Origin of the sequence: Flammeovirga kamogawensis (assembly GCF_018736065.1) — a bacterium.
Classification (GTDB): domain Bacteria; phylum Bacteroidota; class Bacteroidia; order Cytophagales; family Flammeovirgaceae; genus Flammeovirga; species Flammeovirga kamogawensis.
In genome coordinates this window covers 4,320,414-4,343,097 of record NZ_CP076128.1, presented here as the reverse complement: position 1 = coordinate 4,343,097, position 22,684 = coordinate 4,320,414, and the positions used below count along the sequence as shown (strand labels likewise).

Annotated in this window: 16 protein-coding genes; 9 read left to right on the top strand and 7 right to left on the bottom strand. The window is 32.6% G+C overall.

The features are described 5' to 3' along the window. The first annotated feature begins 23 nt into the window (after positions 1-23). The 5 genes from KM029_RS17655 (at position 24) to KM029_RS17635 (ending at position 5,124) form a co-directional block, all read left to right on the top strand. Entirely contained in the window at positions 24-737 is a 714-nt protein-coding gene (locus KM029_RS17655; protein ID WP_144074505.1) for a pyridoxine 5'-phosphate synthase, read from the top strand. Continuing rightward, on the top strand, positions 737-1,363 hold the full coding sequence (locus KM029_RS17650) for a hypothetical protein (protein ID WP_144074504.1): 627 nt from the start codon (positions 737-739) through the stop codon (positions 1,361-1,363). The genes KM029_RS17655 and KM029_RS17650 overlap by 1 nt, the downstream gene beginning before the upstream one ends. A 48-nt stretch (positions 1,364-1,411) precedes the next feature. Continuing rightward, positions 1,412-2,875 carry a trypsin-like peptidase domain-containing protein gene (locus KM029_RS17645; protein ID WP_144074503.1) on the top strand — a complete coding sequence of 488 codons (1,464 nt, stop codon included), beginning with the start codon at positions 1,412-1,414 and terminating at the stop codon, positions 2,873-2,875. A gap of 28 nt (positions 2,876-2,903) precedes the next feature. Further along, on the top strand, positions 2,904-3,842 hold the full coding sequence (gene trxB / locus KM029_RS17640) for a thioredoxin-disulfide reductase (RefSeq protein WP_144074502.1): 939 nt from the start codon (positions 2,904-2,906) through the stop codon (positions 3,840-3,842). Between the two features lie 229 nt (positions 3,843-4,071). Next, on the top strand, positions 4,072-5,124 hold the full coding sequence (locus tag KM029_RS17635) for a M23 family metallopeptidase (protein ID WP_144074501.1): 1,053 nt from the start codon (positions 4,072-4,074) through the stop codon (positions 5,122-5,124). A 71-nt stretch (positions 5,125-5,195) separates the two neighbouring features. Here KM029_RS17635 and KM029_RS17630 read toward each other — a convergent pair whose 3' ends face one another. From KM029_RS17630 to KM029_RS17610, 5 genes are all read right to left on the bottom strand, one after another. Next, the gene (locus KM029_RS17630) at positions 5,196-6,101 is read right to left on the bottom strand and encodes a Ppx/GppA phosphatase family protein (protein ID WP_144074500.1); all 906 of its coding nucleotides are present in this window, start codon (positions 6,099-6,101) and stop codon (positions 5,196-5,198) included. Positions 6,102-6,240: 139 nt separating this feature from the next. Beyond that, positions 6,241-7,554, bottom strand: coding sequence for an ammonium transporter (locus tag KM029_RS17625; protein WP_144074499.1), 1,314 nt, complete (start codon positions 7,552-7,554; stop codon positions 6,241-6,243). A gap of 319 nt (positions 7,555-7,873) precedes the next feature. Beyond that, positions 7,874-8,515 (bottom strand): pyridoxamine 5'-phosphate oxidase, encoded by a 642-nt coding sequence (pdxH, locus tag KM029_RS17620; RefSeq protein WP_144074498.1) that lies wholly within the window; start codon positions 8,513-8,515, stop codon positions 7,874-7,876. Positions 8,516-8,522: 7 nt separating this feature from the next. After that, complete coding sequence (locus KM029_RS17615; RefSeq protein WP_144074497.1) at positions 8,523-10,124, bottom strand: NAD(P)/FAD-dependent oxidoreductase; 1,602 nt, start codon at positions 10,122-10,124, stop codon at positions 8,523-8,525. A 145-nt stretch (positions 10,125-10,269) separates the two neighbouring features. Further along, positions 10,270-11,031: a hypothetical protein gene (locus KM029_RS17610; RefSeq protein WP_144074496.1), complete on the bottom strand. Its 762-nt coding sequence runs from the start codon at positions 11,029-11,031 to the stop codon at positions 10,270-10,272. 260 nt (positions 11,032-11,291) lie between these two features. Between KM029_RS17610 and KM029_RS17605 the strand changes: the two genes are divergently transcribed. Beyond that, positions 11,292-12,491, top strand: a complete 1,200-nt coding sequence (locus KM029_RS17605) for a glycosyltransferase (protein WP_144074495.1) — start codon at positions 11,292-11,294, stop codon at positions 12,489-12,491. Then, positions 12,466-13,710, top strand: a complete 1,245-nt coding sequence (locus KM029_RS17600) for an MraY family glycosyltransferase (RefSeq protein WP_144074494.1) — start codon at positions 12,466-12,468, stop codon at positions 13,708-13,710. Before KM029_RS17605 ends, KM029_RS17600 begins: the two co-directional genes overlap by 26 nt. Before the next feature lie 136 nt (positions 13,711-13,846). On the opposite strand, the gene tig is transcribed toward KM029_RS17600, so the two are convergent. Next, positions 13,847-15,181, bottom strand: a complete 1,335-nt coding sequence (gene tig / locus KM029_RS17595) for a trigger factor (protein ID WP_158631096.1) — start codon at positions 15,179-15,181, stop codon at positions 13,847-13,849. 592 nt (positions 15,182-15,773) lie between these two features. Between tig and KM029_RS17590 the strand changes: the two genes are divergently transcribed. Together KM029_RS17590 and KM029_RS17585 are read left to right on the top strand one after the other, a co-directional pair. After that, on the top strand, positions 15,774-17,987 hold the full coding sequence (locus KM029_RS17590) for a RelA/SpoT family protein (RefSeq protein WP_144074492.1): 2,214 nt from the start codon (positions 15,774-15,776) through the stop codon (positions 17,985-17,987). A 234-nt stretch (positions 17,988-18,221) separates the two neighbouring features. Further along, entirely contained in the window at positions 18,222-21,290 is a 3,069-nt protein-coding gene (locus KM029_RS17585; RefSeq protein WP_144074491.1) for a GAF domain-containing protein, read from the top strand. 83 nt (positions 21,291-21,373) lie between these two features. Here KM029_RS17585 and KM029_RS17580 read toward each other — a convergent pair whose 3' ends face one another. Beyond that, positions 21,374-22,549, bottom strand: coding sequence for a trans-sulfuration enzyme family protein (locus tag KM029_RS17580; RefSeq protein ID WP_144074490.1), 1,176 nt, complete (start codon positions 22,547-22,549; stop codon positions 21,374-21,376). Positions 22,550-22,684: the final 135 nt, after the last annotated feature.

Here is a 22,684-nt window from a genome sequence, read left to right as displayed (position 1 = left end):
TTTTCAATTAAGAACATACAAATATGACACGCCTAAGTGTAAACATTAATAAGATTGCAACAATTAGAAATGCTCGTGGAGCCAACAACCCAAACTTAGTCCAAGTTGCAAAGGATTGTGAGCGTTTTGGTGCACAAGGCATTACTATTCACCCTCGTCCAGACGAGCGTCATATTACAAACCAAGATACTTTAGACCTAAAACCTGTGGTAACAACAGAATACAATATTGAAGGAAATCCAGCTCCTAGATTTATTGAATTAGTTAAAAGTGTTACTCCAGAACAAGCTACACTTGTACCAGATGCTGATGATGCTATTACCTCTAATGCAGGTTGGGATACTATTAAACATAAAGATTTTTTAACTAAGGTAATCAAAGAATTAAAAGCCGACGGTATACGCGTTTCAATTTTTGTTGATCCTGATCCTAAAATGGTAGAGGGTGCTGCTGCTGTTGGTGCTGACCGAGTTGAATTATATACTGAGCCTTATGCAGCAAACTATTCTATTGATAGAGAGAAAGCTATTGCTCCTTATATTACTGCTGCTGCAAAAGCAAAAGAATTAGGTTTAGGTTTAAACGCTGGTCACGATTTAGATTTAGAGAATTTAGCGTATTTTCATCAAAATATTAAAGGTTTAGATGAAGTATCAATTGGACATGCTTTAGTATGTGACGCACTCTATTTTGGATTAGAAAATACAATCCAAATGTACCTTAAACAACTCTCATAATGCAATTTACGCACTTAATCGCGGAAATTTCAAACCCATACTCTTCAGAAGAAGATGTAATCAAATTAATTGATCTAGGATTACACCTTCCTCTGAAAGGAGTGTCTATACCAGGCTATTGGGTAAAAAAAGTTTGCAGAGATCTCCATGGTTCAGACTTAATAATTCAATCTTGTATTGGAGAAGGAAATGGAAATCAACTCACTCAAGTTAAACTCTTTGAGTTACAACAACTCATAAAACTAGGAGTAAATGAAGTAGCTTCCGTTCTTAATGTTGGGGCTTTTAGAACCAATCCTACTTGGTGCAAAATAGAATGCTTGCAACTAGCTCAAACTGCACATAAAGACGAAGTACTTTTTACATTAAAACTTCCTCCAATTGATTTCACAAATTCAGAAATAATTGAAATTTGCTCCCTTGCTAATAAAGCTGGTGTAGATACACTGTTTATCCACCAAGAGCATTTAATCTATATGGATAATATAAACCAAAATTTATCTTCTGATATTGAAAAACAAATACACATTTATGACACTAACTTATTAACTGAAACGCTGTTTGAAAATTTCCAAACTGTCAACATAACCTACGATCAGATCAATCCAGATGTCAATGTGTCATAATTAATACTAAGGCACTTTTCTTGATTAATTAACTCAAAAAAAATAAAAATGAAACGTACTCTACTTACAATAATTATTGGAGTAATAAGTGGTTTATGTGGAGCTTATCTGTATGGCAAATTCCTATCACCAACTAATACAGAAACATTTAATTTTGCTTCTAATACAACAACAAACACTACTCCTATTTATGGTAATTCTAATTTTGAGAAATTACCATCTTCTGAAGATTTAAAACTCTCTGCTTTTGCTGATGCTGCCGAAGTAAGTACCAAATCTGTAGTCTATATAGTCACTTATATGAATAATAGATATAGTAACAGAAAAACATGGAGTGACCTATTTTTTGGACGCCCCTCGCAAAGTAATTCATCTGGTGTAGCTGTTGGGTCAGGTTCGGGAGTTATTTTTACCGAGGATGGATACATTGTAACCAACAATCATGTTATAAAAGGGGCCGATAAAATTGAAGTCATCTATAATAAAAGATCATATAATGCTAAATTAATTGGCGTTGATAAATCTACAGACATTGCTTTACTAAAAATTCAAAAAGAGGGTTTACCACCAATTCAAATAGCATCTTCAAAAGCTGTAAGAGTTGGAGATTGGGTTCTAGCTGTTGGTAATCCATTTAATCTTACTAGTACAGTTACAGCAGGTATTGTAAGTGCTAAAGGGCGTAAAATTGGCATTATGAATGATGTCTTTCCTATTGAATCTTTTATTCAGACAGATGCAGCTATTAATCCAGGTAATAGTGGTGGTGCATTGGTTAATTTACACGGTGATTTAGTAGGTATTAATACTGCTATCCTTTCTAAAACAGGTAGTTATGCAGGTTATGGATTTGCTGTTCCTTCTGATATTGTTGCCAAAATAGTTAACGACCTCAAAAAATATGGTGAAGTACAGAAAGCATTTCTTGGTGCAGCTATTAAAGCTGTTGATGAAGATATTGCTGAGGAATTAAAAATGAAAGAAATTCAAGGAGTTGCTATCACAAAGATTGAGGGAGGTGCAGCAGAAAAAAATAAACTTCAAGTAGGAGATGTTATTCTAGCTATCGATAATTTCTCTATTGACTCTGAAGCAGCTTTTGATGAACAGCTTAGTTATTATGTTCCAGGAGATAAGATTGATATTAAAATTTTAAGAAATCAAAAATATTTAAACAAAACAGTTGTTTTAACAAACATTGATGGAACAACTAACGTATTAAATAAAAAAGTTTACGATGCTAAAGAAATCGGTGCTAAATTTACGGCACTTTCAAAACTTGAAAAATCGAAACTTGGTTTAAAAACAGGAATTAGAATTGAAGAAGTTGTTAAAGGTGGTTTAATTCAAGAAATGCGCTTAAGAAAAGGAATGATACTCGTTTCTCTTAATCGATACCCTTTAGAAAACCCAAAAGACTTTAACAAAATTCTCTCAAGAATAAGAGGGCGAGTAATCTTAGAAATTGTAAAAGAAGATGGCTCTCATAGATATTTCAGTTATTATTTTTAGAATTTAAAGACACACAAATATAGAAAACATGGCAAGAGAACACGTTAAAACCCTAATCATTGGGTCTGGACCTGCAGGTTACACTGCAGCAATATATGCATCAAGAGCTAATTTAAGTCCAGTTTTATACCAAGGACCTCAACCTGGTGGACAGTTAACCATTACTAATGATGTTGAAAACTTCCCTGGTTACCCTAAAGGAGTTATGGGGCCTCAGATGATGATGGAATTACAAGAACAAGCAAAACGTTTCGGAACTGATATCCGTACTGGCTTTGTTACTGGTGTTCAATTAAACGAAAACGGTCCTCACATTGCTACAGTAAATGATGAAATTGAAATTGAAGCTGATTCAGTTATCATTTCAACAGGTGCATCTGCAAAATGGTTAGGTTTAGAATCTGAAACTCGTTTAAATGGTTCAGGTGTTTCTGCTTGTGCTGTTTGTGATGGTTTCTTCTACAGAGGACAAGAAGTTGTTGTTGTTGGAGCTGGAGATTCTGCAGCCGAAGAAGCTCATTACCTTTCTAATTTATGTTCTAAAGTACATCTTTTAGTACGTAGAGATGAAATGAGAGCTTCTAAGATTATGCAAGAAAGAGTAATCAAAAAAGACAATATCGAAATCCATTGGAACACAGAAACTCTAGAAGTTCTTGGTGATAATGAAGTTGAAGGTGTTAAGGTTTTCAATAATAAAACAAAAGAAGAAAGCGTAATTAACGTAACTGGATTCTTTGTTGCTATTGGTCATAAACCAAATACAGACATTTTCAAAGGTCAGTTAGATATGGATAATGCTGGTTACCTTATCACTCAACCTGATAGCACAAAAACAAATATCAAAGGTGTTTTTGCTGCAGGAGATGTTCAAGATACGGTATATAGACAAGCTGTTACTGCTGCCGGTACTGGATGTATGGCTGCTTTAGAAGCTGAACGCTACTTAGTAGAATTAGAAGATTAATCTTCTTTATATAACATATTTAAAAGAGGTGATTATAAATGATTTATAATCACCTCTTTCTTTTTACCCAACATATCAGAATTATTAATTAATCAGACGTTAAACATTAGAATATATCAGAAAAATGATTGCCTTTCTAGTCATACTTTAGTATTCTTGTAGATTATAAATAAGACAAACAAAACAAGTCCTACTTTTTCATAGTTACTACGTGACTGAAACTTAAATTATGTGTTCAAAAAATCAAGTATTTAAACCTACATTCGTCTACCTGACATTATTTTTTATACTGCTCAGTTTTTCTCCTTCAGAAGTTCTTGCTCAAGGTTTTTTCAAAAAAATATTTAAAGGCAAAAACAAGACTGAAACAATTGAAAATAAAGAAATTTCATCAACTGTTGTACTTCCGAAAGTTACTTTCACTCTAGAAAATGGAGAAGAAGTTTGTCAACAAGATGAGGCGATCTCACAGATCCCAGAAAAATATAAACGCATTAATCTTAATACTAAAGAACAATGTGAAAACCTTGTAGAATTACAACCTGGTAAATTTTGTGATGCCACATATTTAGATGGATTTGATTATTATAAAACGTGGGACAACTGGAATGTTAACCCTTATAATATTTCATCTAATGTTTTAAAAGATAGTGTAGCATTACAATTATATAGAGAAGGAGATTCTACTGCATGGGCTTACCCTCTCGCAAGCAAAGAGAAAGTAACTTCTAAATATGGCTTTAGACGTTGGAGGTTTCATCATGGTATAGATACTCGATTGTCAATCGGTGATTCTATTCACTCAATGTTTGATGGTGTTGTGAGGATTGCAAAATACAATAGAAGAGGATATGGTTATTATGTAATGATTCGTCATAAAAATGGCTTAGAGACATTATATGGACACATGAGCCGTTACATTGTTAAAGCTGGACAAGAAGTTAAAGCCGGAGAAGTAATTGGTTTAGGTGGTAATACTGGCCGAAGTACAGGACCTCACCTTCATTTTGAGATTCGCTACCAAGGTTATGGTTTCAATCCTGAAGATCTGATAGATTTTGAAAATCATTCATTTGATGTGCCTGCAAATTTTGATCTTACTGCTAAAAGTTATGAGCTTCTTATTGAATCTAAGAAAAGTGTCTATCATAGAATACGAAGCGGTGATTCTCTATGGAAGATTAGTAGGAGATATGGTACATCAATGACAAAAATATGTCGTTTAAATGGTATTTCTAAACGAACTACTTTAAGAGTTGGTAGAACTATTAGGGTAAGATAAAACACAGAAAAATCAAGTTCATTTATAATCAAAATAGGCTATCCCAACAGATTGAGATAGCCTATTTTGATTTATAAATTTGAAGTGTATCCTCTTTTCTTTACTAAGTAATGTAAAATACCATCTTTAAGTCCTACACCAGGTACAACAATATTTTTTGCTGTTGAAAGCTCCATTACCTTTGTGTATATTTCTGAAGCTGGAATTATAACATCTGCTCTATCTTCATTTAATCTAAGTTTTTTAACCCTTTCTTTAAATGTAAACTCTTTAAGCCACTCCCTAATTTTTATTAATTCAGGAAGATATGTTGTCTTATCATCGCTCTTTTTTTGTTTAGAAAGGTTGAATAATTTATTAATGTTACCACCTGTTCCTAAAGCGATCACTTCATCTTCTTTACTAAAATAGGGCGATGATTGCTCATGGTACCACTCTTCTATTATTGAAAACATATTTTCTTGTTCCTCTTTGGATAATTCTCTCACACTACCCATTTGGAAAGATCTGGAAGCAACTTTTGTTTTATGTTTATAGATATTTAGTTCCGTACTTCCGCCCCCTACATCAATATGTAGAACATTACCCATAGGTATGAATGGATCTAAAGTTAATGCTATCATTTCGGCTTCAGTTTTCCCCTCAATGATATCAATTTTGAGTCCTTCTTTATAATATATCCTTTCTACTACTTCTTTTCCATTACTTGCTTCACGCATAGCAGACGTAGCACAAGCTATATAATCATCTACTTCATATAAATCTAACAAAGTAGAAAAGACCTTCATTAATTTCACTAATTTTTCTTCAGTGGGTCTTAAAATCTTTCCTGCACTAAACACGTCTTTACCCAACCTTAAAGGAAAACGCATATAATCTAGCTTTTTAAAAACAACCTCATCAGCTTTACCTGGGTGAGTTGTGACTACCTGAAAACGTATGGCATTAGAACCAATATCAATAGATGCTAATCTCAAAATGTAGTTATTTATTAGTGGTTATCTTAATTATTTCATTTTCAATTTACAAAATATGAGATACGAATCAATAGAAACAAAAAAAAGAGATACCACCTTAGTAGTATCTCTTTTAATAATATTTTTATTCGAACTATGATTACATAGATTCAAATGATTTTTCTCCGTGAATTGACTCATCCATACCGTCTGATTCAATTTTAGCGTCTACACGACCACCTGCAGTAAGAAGTGTACTCAATTTAAAGATGATTGCTGAAGCAATACCAGAATAAATGATAGTTACAACAACTGCTTTTAATTGCACTAGAACCTGACCTGGGTTACCGTAAAGTAAACCTGCAGCTCCATTCACTTCTGGGTTTGCAAAAACACCAGTTAAAACAGCTCCAACAATACCAACTAGACCGTGAATACCAAATACATCAAGTGTATCATCATATCCAAGTGCTTTTTTCAACTTAACAACACCGTAAAAACCTACAACACCTGATATTGCACCAATTGCTAAAGCTCCTGATACATCAACAAATCCTGATGCTGGGGTAATTCCTACTAATCCAGAAATCACACCTGATGCTGAACCTAATAACGTAGGCTTCTTTTCTTCAGTAACCCACTCAATTAATAACCAAGCCATTCCACCAGCTGCTGCTGCAACATTTGTAACTAACATTGCGTTTGCTGCAATAAAATCAGCTGCTAATTGGCTACCACCATTAAAACCAAACCATCCAAACCATAATAAAGCACTACCTAATACCATTAATTTGATAGAAGAAGGTTTGTTAGAGTGCTCTTGCTTATGACCTAATCTTGTTCCTAACATTAATGCTAAAACAAGTCCAGAAACACCTGCGTTAATATGAATAACAGTACCACCTGCAAAATCTAATTCGCCATCAGTACTTAAGAAGCCACCGCCCCAAACCCAGTGAGCAATTGGAGAGTAAACTAAAGCAACCCATAACGTAGAGAAGATAATCCATGTAGAGTATTTTACTCTTTCTATAATAGATCCACTTACAAGTGCAACTGCAATTGCTGCAAAAGTACCTTGGAACATGATAAATAAAATTCTTGGAATAGTACCTGCTACATCTGTAATTTTTACATCTGCTAATAAGAAAGAACTAAAGTCTCCGATATAAGCATTTCCTTTTCCGAAAGCTAAACTATAACCAATGATTACCCAAACAAGAGTACCAGTACAGAAAGCTGTATAACTCATACCAATAGTGTTCAGTACAGTTTTGCGTTGTGCTAAACCACCATAGAATAAAGTTAAACCTGCTGGCGTCATTAACATAACCATTGCAGTAGCAACTAACATCCAAGCAGTATCACCTGAATTGATTGTAGCTGTTTCTTGTGAAAAACCCAACGAAGGGAGTAACAATACAGAAAGTAGTAAGATGATACTTTTGAAGTATCCTTTTTTAATAGAAATCATAATTAATATAGGTGAATGTGAGTATTTTTATCAATCTGATGCCTCAAATTTAAATAATTCGCAACCATATAAACAAATTATTATCAATTTTTTATTCACAACACACTTAAATTGCACACTAAATAAATCATAATAACATATTTTTAAGTGAAAACTGGGTTATTTTAAAACCTAAAATCAAATAAAAACATAAAAATCAACCAAAAACACTTAAAAGAAGACCTTTTTTAACTTAAAAACATCGAATCAGGGTTTTTACATAAAAAAAGCGACTGATTTCTATAAAAATCAGTCGCTTTTAATAATAACTACATATTTATTAAGGGGCTAACCTTGATTTACCCCAATTTCCATCTTCATCTTTTAAATATTGTATCCTATCATGCAGCCTTGAAGGTCTTCCTTGCCAAAACTCTATTCTAGTAGGAGAAATTGCAAAACCACCCCAATGTGGTGGACGAGGAACATGAGTGATATATTTTGCTGCATATTTAGCAAAACGAGCAACAATTACACTCTTTGATAAAATCTCTGTACTTTGCTCTGATGCCCATGCACCTACTTTACTCTTATAAGGTCTGCTTTCAAAATAAGTATCTGATGTTTCTTCTGATACCTTTTCTACAGTACCTTCAATACATACTTGCCTTTCTAATTCGGGCCAAAAGAAATTTAATGCTGCCTTCTGAGTTTCCTGTAAAGCTTTCCCTTTTCTACTATTGTAATTAGTGTAAAATACAAAAGCTTCTTTTTCAACCCCTTTTAGTAAAACTGTTCTAGAAGAGATACTCCCTTCTTTTGATACAGTTGCCACATTTACAGCAGTAGGTTCTAATGCATCTGCATTAATTGCTTCTTCTAACCATATTTCGAATTGTTGAATAGGGTTTTCTAAAACATCTGTCTCACTTAAACTTTTTTTAGAATAGTCTTCACGGATATCCGCTATCTTAGATTTCATACTCCGATTATTTTATAGTTGTATCTGAAACGCCACAATATAATGAGGCGATTCTGTTTGCACATAATTCTCCATCCATAGCAGCTGATGCAATTCCTCCTGCATACCCAGCACCTTCTCCACATGGGAACAAACGCTTCAGCTCTAAGTGCTCACATGTTTCTTTATCTCTTGGTATTCTTACAGGAGATGATGTTCTACTTTCTACACCAACTATTTGAGCTTCGTTAGATAAATAGCCTTTCATTTTTTTTCCAAAATCTTTGAATCCAAAACGCAACCTATGTGCTATTGCTTCTGGAAGAACATCTCTCATATCTACTGATAACAACCCAGGTTGGTAAGATGTTTCATTTAATTTTGAAGACACTCTATTCTGAGTAAAATCAACTAACCGCTGAGCTGGTGCTACTTGAGTACCACCCGCTACTTTACACGCTTGTTTTTCAACATCTGCTTGAAACTCCATAGCTGCGAGTGCTCCATACTTTTCAATGTAGTCTTTAAAATCTTCATCGTCTACACTCACTACAATACCTGAATTTGAAAAACGAGAATCTCTTCTTGATGGAGACATACCATTTACAACTACTTCTCCTGGAGCTGTTGCAGAAGGCACAATAAAACCACCAGGACACATACAAAAAGAGAACACTCCTTTTTTATCACCTTGATAGCCTACTTGCGAAACCAAAGAATAAGCCGCTGCAGGTAAATACTCTCCTCTATCTCTAGAACTCATATGATATTGAATACTATCAATTAAACCTTGAGGATGCTCAACACGAACACCTAATGCGAATGGCTTTCTCTCTATCAGGACTTTCTTTTTATCAAGTAATCTAAAAATATCTCTTGCTGAATGACCTGTTGCCAATAAAACTGCTTCACCTTCTATCTCATCGCCTTTTTGAGTAATTACACCTTTTATTTCATTACTCTTTATAATAAGGTCTTCTACTCTAGTTTCGAAATGCACCTCACCACCAGCATTTAGAATACTTTCACGCATTTCTGCAATTACTTTAGGTAGTTTATTTGTACCTATATGCGGGTGAGCATCCACTAAAATTTCTTCTGATGCTGAATGAGCCACAAAAATTTCACAAATCCTTCTAAAATCACCTCTTTTCTTAGAACGCGTATATAGTTTCCCATCAGAGTAGGTACCTGCACCACCTTCTCCAAAGCAATAATTAGAATCTTCGTTAACTATATTATTTTTATTTATGTTTGCTAAATCTCTTCTTCTCTTTTGTACATCATTACCTCTTTCAATAACAATTGGCTTAATACCCAATTCAATTAATCGGAGTGCAGCAAACAAACCACCAGGACCAGCCCCAACAATTACTACCCTTTTTGCATTTGCTACATTTGGGTAATCTTTTTTGTAACTTATAGATAAAGTTGGTTTCTCATCAACAAATATTTCAGCTTCTACGTTTACTTTGACTTTCTTTTTTCGAGCGTCAATAGAACGTCTTGTCATTCTCACAGTAACATTCTCTGCATCTTCAAGATGCTCTTTCTTTATTATAAAAGATCTAAAGTTATCTTCGTCAAAAGCTACGTTTGGAGAGACGACATATTGTGAAACTTTCTTCATGAAAGGTGATTTTTAAGATTTATAAAAACTATATGCTACAAAATTAATTAAAGAGCTGATACGAAGTAACACACAAAATATCATTAACAAAAAAAGCAGACAACATTTAAGTTATCTGCTTTCATTTTAATAAGTAAAGCTAAAATTAATCTAACTTTTCTGATAATTCTTGTACTTTATCGTAGGCATCTTTTCTACCTGCCTCAAAAGATTTTTTATACAACTCAAGTGCTTCACCTAATGTTGCTTTCTTTTTCTTTGGTGCTAATTTAGTTCTATTAGCTGCTTCTTCTAAAGCTTCTGCTTGTGCAAAAAAGGCATCTGCTTCTGTCTTTTTAGCTTGAACCATTAACTCTTGAATTCTATTATCCAACAGTGCTAATTCTTCTTTCTTTTTTTGAATTTGAATTTCTTTATCAGAAAGTTCTTTAGCTTGTAAGTCGACCGTTTTTATCAAAGCTTTATTTTCTGATCTAAACTTCTCTACCTGTCCTTTTAGATCATCAATTTCTTGCGTTTTCTGATCTAATTGCTGTCTTAACTTTCTAATTGTATTAGCATAAGCACTATTTTTAGCATTTGATTTTGCCAAACTAGCTTCCATTTGCTCCATACGATTTTCAGATTCTTTCATATAAGCATCAATTGCTCTAATCTTTTCCTCATATGTTTTGCCCGAAATACCTTTTTCCATATCAATGTATAATAAATTTCTTGATACATCGATTGAATCTATTAGTGCCCCAACTTCATCTAAAGTTTGTGCAGCAGCTTCCGCTCTTGCTAAATCTTCTTGAAGTTTTTCGTTCGTTTGTTTTAATTGTTCGTTCTCCTCCTTCATTCCACAAGATGTAAGCAGTAGTGTGCTCATTGCAGTTGTAATAAAAAATGAAGAAAGTTTTTTCATCGTAATATACATATCTCGGATCAGTTGTTTTAAATCTTTAGACCTTGTAAAAGTAAACGGTTTTAATATACAATCAAAAACTGTCTACATTCTAATATTGATAATTACGAAAAACATACCATAAAAAACATAATATTCACATTTTTTGCATTTTTAATATATATATTTGCAATAAATAAATTTGAACAAGCTAATTCGTTACTCATAATAATTTTAAACGTCATTGTCCGTAATAAAGAGTTAACTGTTTTCAATAATATATGACGAAATCATATACTAAAAAAATTAAGATACTCCGTATTATTGCTCGCCTTAATGTTGGAGGGCCAGCGATTCATACCATCCTATTATCAGAAAAAATAAATAACGATAAATATTCCACTAAACTAGTTGCCGGGCCGGTACCTAGCAATGAAGGAGATATGAGTTATTTAGCTGATGAAAAAGATGTTACGGTTTCTTATTTAAATAATTTACAAAGAGAGTTATCTCCTAAAGATGATCTTAAAGCACTTTCTGAACTGCTTTCAATCATTAAAAAATTCCAACCTGATATTATTCATACTCATACTGCTAAAGCAGGGTTTATAGGAAGAGGTGCGGCTATTTTATATAATTCTTTTAGAAAGAATAAAATAAAGACTATTCACACTTTCCATGGACATGTTTTTCATGGCTATTTTTCTCCACTTAAAACAAAACTATTTTTAAATATAGAGAGAACTTTAGCTAAATACACTGATACAATAATTACAATTACTGATAGACAACAAGAGGAAATTCTAAAATTAGGTATTGGACAAAAAAAACAACACCGAATGATTCCTTTGGGTTTAGATCTAGAACGTTTTTATATTAATAATAATACCTCTTTCCTACATACACAATATTCTATCCCTCCAGAAAAGAAACTAATTGGGATAGTGGCAAGATTTACACAGATAAAGAACTTAAAAATGTTTATCCGTGTTGCAAATATTATGTATCAGAAAGATCAGAACCTACACTTTTTTATGATAGGTGATGGTGAAGACAGAGAAATGCTTGAAGCGTATACAAATGAGACTAAGGCTAGTTTGTATATCACATTTACAGGCTTTTTAAAGAATTTACCTGACATTTATTCTAGTTTGGATTTAGTTTTGCTTACTTCTAATAATGAAGGGTCGCCGGTTTCTATTATTGAAGCTATGACAAGTGGCACTTCTGTTGTTTCTACATCTGTTGGAGGTGTTCCTGACTTATTTACCAATTATGGAAAAAATTATTTAGTTAATCCAAATGATGATGTTGCTATGGCAAATGCAGCATCTCAAATTTTATTACCTCATAATAATCAGCTATTTATTGAAGAGCATCAAAGTGCGACCTATTCTAAATACAATTTCAATAGGCTTGTTGATGACCTTATGAATACTTATAATGAATTAACACATGAATCTATTTACATTACTGCTTAGTTTAGTTTTAGGTGCAATAGTCTCCTTTATCATTACTCGAGTATTAATTACTCAAGCGGTTAAATATAATATTGTTGATAAACCTCGTGCAGATCGTTTTCATTCAAAGACTACGGCTTTAATGGGTGGAATCGGTATTATGATTTCTTTTATTATAGTTTCTACATTTTTAGAAATTCTGCCATTATGGTGGAGTATTCCTTCAACATTAGGAATAAGTGCATCAATGTATTTACTATTTAACAATCAGATAAAGAAATCTTATGCAGCAAGTTGTATTACAGTAATCGCTGGAATTGGCGGTATATTTCTTATGTTCCCAGAAAATCCATTTGATCAAAAAATGATCTGGCTATTCTCTGGTGCAGAAATTATCTTCTTTACTGGTACTTATGATGACAAATCGAAAGCAATGGAACCGAAAATTAAACTTTTCTTCCAATTACTTGCTGCTTCAATTGCTATTTTTATCGTAGGTTCTGCATCTTTCCTACCTCCTATATTAAGTCAGTTATTTACTTTCTTTTGGATTGTAGGCGTAATAAACGCACTCAATTTAATTGATAATATGAATGGACTTTCTCCAGGAACTGCAGCTTTAGTTTCTCTTGCATTCGGTATTTTATCAATAATTTATTTTGGTAATCACGAAATCGCAATTATTAGCTTAGGCTTAGCGGCTGTTTTATTTGGGTTTCTTCCTAATAATTTTCCTAATGCAAAAATATTTATGGGAGACTCAGGAAGTATGTTTTTAGGCTATATGCTATCTATGATAGGTGTTTTACAATCTTGGCAAGTTGAAACAATCAATATTAGTGTTTTAACTCCAATATTATTACTTGCCTACCCGATATTTGATGTTACTTTTGTTACCATCAATAGAATTCGTTCAGGTAGACCAATCTATTTAGGTGGTAAAGATCATTCGTCTCATTTATTAGTAAAATATGGCTTTTCTCCTAAATATGCTGTCTTAGCTATTTATGGTTTATCGCTTCTTACTGCATTTATCACTTATTACATTAATACATTAGACTTAGGATACGCCGTAACTGCGTGCACTATTATCCTGTCTACTTTCTTACTATTAGGTTTTGTACTTACTAAATTACATGATAAAGAATACATGCCTAAAGGAAAGAACAATGTAGTTGCAGATGAAAAAACAATTCCAATTACATCTAATTTAGAAAAGGAATATAAGAAAGTACAATAATACTTTTGTTGAGATATAGACTTCTAAGTACATTATTTAGAAATAGTTTAAGAATCAGGTTTCTTAAAAAGTAGTCAAACAAAAAAGCCCTTGCATTTTCATGCAAGGGCTTTTTATATAACTAGGAACTTACTGCTTAGTTAGCAGCTTGCTCGTTTCTTTTAGTTAAGATCTCTTCGAATTGAGCTAAATCAACTTCTTGAGCGTTTAAAGCAACTTTTTCTTTCATTGCATTAAATACTTTCTCGTTGTAAACTTGCTCATAAGTTTGTTCGAAATACTTACCGTTTTCAGCTTGTAAGTAATTTTGTACGAACTCACCCATACGCTCATCCTCGTCACCCATGAAGTTACCAAATTGAGCTTTGATAGCAACTAAAGCAGCAGCTTCAACTTCTTCTTTCTCAACTTTGATTTCGTTATCTGCAAAAACTTTGTCAGAGATTGCTCTCCATTTTACAGCTTCTTCAAATTTAGGTAAGTTTTCAGTTGCGTCTTCTTCTGTTGCTTTAGGATTGTTTTGAACGTAAACTTTCTTCAACAATTCAGCAGGAAGAGCAATTGTAGTTGCTTCAACAACACCGTTACGAACGTTATCGTTAGTAACACCGTCGATAGCTTGAGCATTTACTTCAGCAATTGTCTTTTTCAATTCAGCTCTGAACTCTTCTTCAGTTGATACTTTATCTGGTCCGATTACCATATCAAAGAATTCTTTGTTCATTTCTGGTTCGTGAGAACGAGTAATCTTAGTAATTTCTACTGAGAATTGACCAACAAATTTGTCAGCATCTTCAGTACCTAAGAATAAACCTAAACGATTATTGTCTTCGTACATTGTAGTAATGTCTAAAGTAACAACATCACCTACTTTTTTACCTACGAATTGATCAGCAATTCCTTCAGCTAATTTCTCATCTAAATCAAAAGCAGCACCTTCTTTTTCGAAGTCACCATCAACAGCTTTGAAAGTTGCAGTGAATAAATCACCTTTAGCAGCTTCGTCAGCATCCTTTTTAGTAGGATAAGATTCTTTTAATTTAGTGATTGTATTTTCAACATCAGTATCAGTTACTGTTAAGTTGAAAGTATCAGCATTAACACCTTCTAAGTTTAAGTCAAACTCAGGAAGTAATAATTCAAATTCAACAGTTTGATCACCACCAACTTGCTCAGGTGTAATAAATTCACCTTTGTAGATTGGTTGGAATAAAGGCTTAATGTCGTTGTCTTTTAAGTAAGTATCAACAGCTTTTCCAACAGTTTCGTTGAAAGTATCCATTTTTAATTGCTTACCGTACATTTTTTGTACCATCGACATTGGCACTTTACCCTTACGGAAACCTTTCATATTAGCATTTTGAGCATATTGCTTCAATTTTGACTTATATTCTGGCATGTAATCCGCTTCAGTAAGAATTACTGAAAGTAACCCGTATGAGCTCTCTTGTTTATCTAATTTGAATTCCAAAGTTCTATGATTTTTGTTGTGACAAAACTCTACATTTAAGAGAAAACCATACAAAAACTTGTAAAGTCTCCTAATTTTAAAGTGATATTTAAAAGTAAATCAATTGCTACTTCTTATTTACCACTCAAAATATTTCAGCTCAAAACAAAGATGATAACACACTGAAAAACAATGACTAACATCAAATACTTTGATATGAAATCCCTTAAATCAAACCATTATAAAATAACTACTTTGATTTAAGCGATGCAAAGGTAATCAACTCATAAGTAAAATCATCAATTCTACTTCAAAAAAATGTAAACAATTTAATATATATGTATGTAATTTATAATGATTTGTACTCTGTTTAACTATACTAAATTGTGTGAGAGAAAATGATGGGTAAATAGTATTAGTTCAACTTTTTGAGTATAAAAACAGGCTATAAATCGACCTATATATATACAAAACAAAAGTAGTTATCATTAAATGATCAATTATTTATAAATAAACTGAGTTATTTTGGTCTTACTAGTTGATGTTTGATTTTTTTTATGCAAATTTAATCAAGCATTGATATGAATCTAATTAAAGTTTTTGAGGTTATAATATGGAGATCAACATAGAAAAGGAAAGAAGGGAACTTATTCGCATGTATGCTAATTTGTTACGAAAAGCTAGACCCTTTCTAAATGACCCAAAAGATATAAAATTAATAAAGGAAGCTTTCTTGTTTGCTACTGAAGCTCATAAGGATATGCGCCGTAAATCTGGCGAACCTTTTATTTACCATCCTGTTGCAGTTGCTACTATTGCTGCAGAAGAAATCGGTTTGGGTACTACATCTATTATTTCTGCTCTTTTACATGATGTTGTAGAAGATACAGAATATACATTAGAAGATATTGAAGAACGTTTTGGACCAAAGGTAGCACTGATCGTTAATGGTCTTACAAAAATATCAGGAGCAGCACAAAAAGGTGGTTCTTTACAAGCTGAGAACTTCAGAAAAATGTTACTTACAATTTCTGAAGATGTACGTGTAGTTCTAATCAAAATTTCCGATAGACTGCACAACATGCGTACACTCATGTCGATGCCCAAAGACAAGCAGCTTAAAGTAAAAGCTGAAACTGAGTACATTTACGCTCCACTTGCTCACCGTTTAGGTCTTTATAATATTAAGTCTGAATTAGAAGATTTATGCCTTAAATATTCTGACCAATCACTTTACGATGAGATTACTAAAAAATTAAAAGAATCTGAAGAGGCTCGTGAACATTTTACGTATGAATTTAAAACTCCTCTTACAGAAACTTTAGATAAACAAGGATACAAATACACAATTAAATCTCGTACTAAATCTATCACATCTATTGCTAATAAAATGAAAAAGCAACAGGTGGGTTTTGAAGAAGTATATGATTTATTTGCCGTTCGTATTATTTTTGAAAGTCCAAGAGAAGTAGAAAAATCTACTTGTTGGCACGTTTACTCTATTGTAACAGATTATTATACTCCAAATGTCAGTAGGTTGAGAGATTGGATTAGTATGCCAAAATCTAATGGTTACGAATCTCTACATACAACTGTAATGGGACATAACGGTATTTGGGTTGAAGTACAAATTCGTTCTAAAAGAATGGATGAGATTGCTGAGAAAGGATATGCTGCCCATTGGAAATACAAAGAACAAGGAGATGATAGCTCTGAAAAAGGTATAGAACAGTGGTTAAATGAAGTCAGAACCTTAATGGAAAACGACAAAGTTAACGCTGTAGAATTCCTTGATGACTTTAGAACGAACCTTTTCAATAAAGAAGTATTTGTCTTTACACCTAATGGAGATTTAAAAGTATTTCCACACGGAGCTACTGTTTTAGATTTTGCTTTTGATATTCATACAGAAGTTGGAGCTAAATGTTTAGGTGCTAAAATTAATGGTAAACTTGTACCTTTAAGCTACCAATTACAAAACGGAGATCAAATTGAGATTCTTACAGCTAACCAGCCGAAAGCAAATGAAGGTTGGTTAAAAATTGTACGCACCTCTCGTGCAAGAGCAAAGATAAAATCTCATCTAAAAGACGATAGAAAAAGAGTTGCAATGATTGGTCGTGAAATAATTGACCGAAAATTAAAGCAATTAAAAATTAAATATGACGATAAGGTAGCACAACAACTTAGAGATTTCTTTAATCTAAATAGTGAAAGTGATTTATATTATCAAGTAGGTGAAGGTATAATTGAGCATACGCAAATCAAGAAGTTTAAAGACCACCTTGACACGACTGACACCGTTAAAAAGAAAAAAATTGTTCCTGATTCTGCTAAAGAATTCAAGACCAAAATTAAAAAAATACGTAAAGATGACGACGAATTAGTAATTGGAGAAGATATGGACAATGTTCATTACTCTATTGCAAATTGCTGTCATCCAATTCAAGGAGATGACATTTTTGGTTTTATTACTATCAATAATGGTATTAAAATTCATAGAACAAATTGTCCTAACTCAATTGCTATGATGGCCAATTACGGTTATCGTATTATTAAAGCTCGATGGGCATCAGAAAAAGAATCTTCGTTTATATCAAAAATTGCTATTGAGGGAACAGACAGAATCGGACTTGTGAACGATGTTACTAGAATAATAACTAGTAGAATGAAAGTAAACATCAGGTCTATCTCAATCGAGTCTCTAGATGGTATTTTTAAAGGAAATATTGAAATTTCAGTCAAAAATTTAAAGGAGTTTGAAAAAGTAATTACTGAGATTGGTGAAATTAATGGCATCCTAAAAATTACAAGAACTGATAATTAAGACTATTAAAGAAATAAAAATGAAGCTACATCGTTATAAATGGTGTAGCTTTTTTTATGAACTACCAACAAACTGTACTCATTTAATAAAAATTAGCACATTGGCAATATATTTATTAAATTGAGGAAACGCGTAAGAAGTGTATTTTTTCGAAAATTGGACATTATCAATTTTACACTTTCTTATTTTTTTAATGGTAAAACTACTTCTTCTTACTCATATTTTTCATACAGCATGAAAACAGGATATTTAGATCAGGCACTTTCAATATATCAGAATTTAACTAGAGAGTTAACTTTTAAAGGTCTTTGTACAAAGATTTTATCAACGGTTACTTCTACATCAATTGTTGAGAAAGCATCAATTATTATTAAGTCAGGCGATGATTTTGTTTTAAAAGCATATCAAGCAAGAACTGATAATGAACCTGTTTTTTCAGAATCAAACCGTATCGCTTTTGATGACGATTTGCCTTTAGGCATTTTAAGTCAGATAAAAGAAAGTAAATCAACTGTTTTTGTTGATGTTACAAAAGGAAATCAAACGGTATCTTCTGATTTATACGTCAAATTAAATTCTCCTACTTACATTAATTTTATCCCACTTTGGAATGAAGATGTTATTGTAGGCTTTTTAATGTTAGAACAGTTTCAAAATTTAAACTCAACGCCTGAGAGTATTAAATTCTTACAACTATTAGCTCCTCAAATAGCTATTTTACTTCAAAATGCTGTTGCTTTAGAGAGCTATAAAAAGTTATCTACTGCTGTTGAACCAAAAGAAGAAAAAATACAAAAAGATACAGAACAGGATGATTCATCAATTAAAAAATCTGATTTAAAAGTTTTAGGTGATATCGGGCAAATTATTGCTACTTCACACACTATTGAATCAATGATTCAGACTGTTTATCAGAAGATAAATAAATTAATTGATGCACAGACTTTAGATATAGGTGTTTATAACGAAGAAAAAGGTCTTCTAGAATTCCCTTCGTCTTATGAAGATGGAGAAAAGTTACCTTATAACACCTGTGATATTAAAGAAGGAAACAGACTAGCAACAATCTGTTTTAATGAGAATAGAATAATTCACATCAATAATTTTGATGATGAAATTAGAGATGTTATCCCTGCATATGAGGTAACAGCTCCGAGAGTAGGTAAAAAAGTGAAATCTATTATTTACGTTCCAATTATTGACAAAAATGAAGTAATTGGCGTAATCACTGTTCAGAGTGGTTTTGAGAATGCTTATAACCCAGATGATATCTACTTAATAAGAAATATTAGTTCGTATATCGCTATTGCAATTGATAATATCAACTTATCAAAATCTTCGAAAGAGCAAGAAGAAACGCATATACTAGAAACTAAAATGAATGAAGAAAAACTGACTAAAGCCTACACTACATTAAAAAGTTTAGGTGAAATTGGTCAGGACATTACTTCTAACCTTTCTATTGAAAGAATCTCGGATACAGCCTACGAAAGTTTAAATAGTTTAATTGATGCTCCTCTTTTCTCTATCGGTATTTATAATAAAGACCGTGGAGTTCTTGAAGTTTCAACCAACATAGAGCACGGAGAAAAACTCCCTCCTAAAACAATATTACTTACTGATAATAGTAAATTGTCTGTTCAGTGTTTTAAAACATTGAAAGAAATTATTATTAATGATATTGTAAGTGAGTACGCTACATTTCTACCAAATACTAAGTTACCTTATGATGATGTGGCTAAAATGCCGCAGTCATTAATTTACCTACCACTAATTGGTAAAGAAGGAACCTTAGGATTTATTACAGTTCAGAGTTATAAATCTCATGCATTCTTAGAAAGTGATTTGAACGTTTTAAGAAACATTGCAATTTATATTGGTATTGCCCTTGATAACGCATTAACGTATGAAGGTCTTGAAGAAATTGTAACAGATAGAACTGCTGAACTTCAACAACAAAAACAAGAAGTAGAAGCAAATAGAGATGAAATTGAGCAGTCTTATAAAAATGTACAGTTGTTATCTGACATTGGTGTAACACTTTCTTCGAGTTTAAGTGTAGACGGTGTTATTGAAACTGTTTATAAAAACGTTCATAGCTTAATGGATGCTACTACTTTTGGTATTGGTATTTATAAACACAGAAAACAACAAATTGAATTTAGAGGTGCAATGGAAAAAGGTGAAAAATTACCTTTCTTTATTCACGAAATGAGTGATAAAACGAAATTATCATCAATTGCTCTAATTGAAAATAAAGACATTGTAATTTCTGATATTACTACAGAAATCTATGATTATATTGATGCAGATGAAGAAATTAAGACCATCGGCGATATGCCGTTTTCTATTATTTATCTTCCGTTAAGAACAAAAGAAAAGCTTATTGGTGTTATTACTGTTCAAAGCTTTAAGAAAAATTCTTACTCTGAGTTACAGGTAAATCTTCTGAAAAACATCGCTGTACTTTCTGCAATTGCAATTGATAATGCGGTTTCTTACGAAAAGATTGAGCGCCAAAAAGAAGAGCTTCAATCAACTTCACAAAAAATTACGTCAAGTATTAAGTATGCCAAGCAAATTCAAAGTGCAATTCTGCCTAACCGTACTGTAATAAGAAATTTACTTCCAGATTCGTTCATTTTCCATAAACCGAAAGATATTGTTTCTGGAGATTTCTTCTGGTTCCATCAAGAAGGTAACCGTACATTTATTGCAACTGTAGATTGTAATAATAATGGTGTTCCTGGTGCAATGATGAGTATTATTGGAACTTCTTTATTCAGAGAAATTGTGGAAATTCAAGGAGTAACATCACCAGATGAGATTATTGCATTGATGAATCAACGTCTTTCAATCCATTTAAGTCCAAAAACACAAGAAAAAGAAAATGCAATTGATATTTCTTTATGTGTTATTGATAAAGATGCCAATGTAATGGAGTTTGCGGGTGCTAATACTTCTTTGGTTAGAATAGCAAACGATAAATTCTATTTTATTAAAGGTACTCCAGTTTCAATTAGTTCTAACTCTGACAACTCTACTAAATTTAAGAAGCATACTTTTGATCTTAACGATAATGCTACTTATTATATGTACACAGATGGTTATGCTCAACAAATTGGTGGAGAAGATAAAAAAGAATTTAGTAATGATCAGTTCTTAAAACTATTGAACGATAATTACAAAACTGATAAATCTGCACAAAGAACATCTATACGTAGAGCATTTAATGATTGGATGGAAAATGAGCTAGTTCAGACAGATGATGTTCTTGTACTTGGTTTTTCTCCAAATGCATAAAAAACAATAAATTCTATTTATAAAATAAAATGCTCCTCAAATTTAATTTGAGGAGCATTTTATTTTATAAATAACTTGATATTCTACGCTTCTAACGCTTGTTTAATATCTCCAATAATATCGTCTAGGTGTTCTAAACCTACAGAAATACGGATTAAACCTGGTGTAATACCAACTGATAATCTTTCTTCTTCACTTAATTTAGAGTGAGTTGTAGATGCTGGGTGCGTAGCAATTGTTCGAGTATCTCCAAGGTTTGAAGATCTTGATACCATTTTTAAACTATCCCAGAATTTCTTACCTGCTTCTACTCCACCTTTAATTTCAAAAGAAACTATTGCACCACCTAAGCGCATTTGTTTTTTTGCTAAATCATATTGTGGGTGAGACTTTAAGAATGGATATTTCACCATTTGCACTTGTGGAAAACCCTCTAAAGCCTGTGCTACTTTTAAAGCATTATCACAGTGCTTCTCCATACGAACAGCAAGTGTCTCTAATGATTTTGATAAGATCCAACCATGGAAAGGAGATAAAGCTGGTCCTGTATGTCTAGATAAGAATTTTACCTCATCCATATGTTCTTTTGTACCAAGAATTGCTCCTGCTAACACTCTACCTTGCCCGTCTATAAACTTAGTTGCAGAGTGCGTTACAATATGAGCACCCAAAGCAATTGGGTTTTGGATATATGGAGTAGCAAAGCAGTTATCCACATTAAGAATAACGTTATGCTTGTTTGCTATTTTAGCCAATGCTTCAATATCTATTAAATCGATAGCCGGATTAGATGGCGTTTCAATAAATATCATTTTAGTATTTGGCTGAACAGCTTTATCAAAGCCTTCTAAATCATCAAAATCTACATACGTATGAGAAACTCCCCAACGAGGTAGCAATTGTGTTAAGATCTGATGAGTTGAACCAAATAAAGATCTAGATGCAACTACATGATCACCACTCTTTACAAAAGATGCAATACTTAAAAACATTGCAGACATACCTGATGATGTTGCAATTCCTGCTTCAGCCCCCTCTAATTGAACAAGTTTATCAATAAACTCATCATTATTAGGATTTGAATATCTTGAATAGATATTACCTTCTACTTCATCAGAAAATAATGCATTTGCATGGTCTGCGTCTTCAAATGTGAAACTTGAAGTTGCATAAATTGGCACAGAATGTTCTCTGTTATGTGAACGCTCTGTTTGTGCTCTTACCGCAATGGTTTCAAATTTTTTATCCTCTTGGCTCATACAGCTCTGTTAGTTTAATCCTCTTATTATTAATCAAACGAATTTGATTAAACACAATCAATCTCAATATTAATCAATATCAGTCAATTAATTAATATCGAGATTAATAAAGTTCAAAACTTTAACGTCTTTACA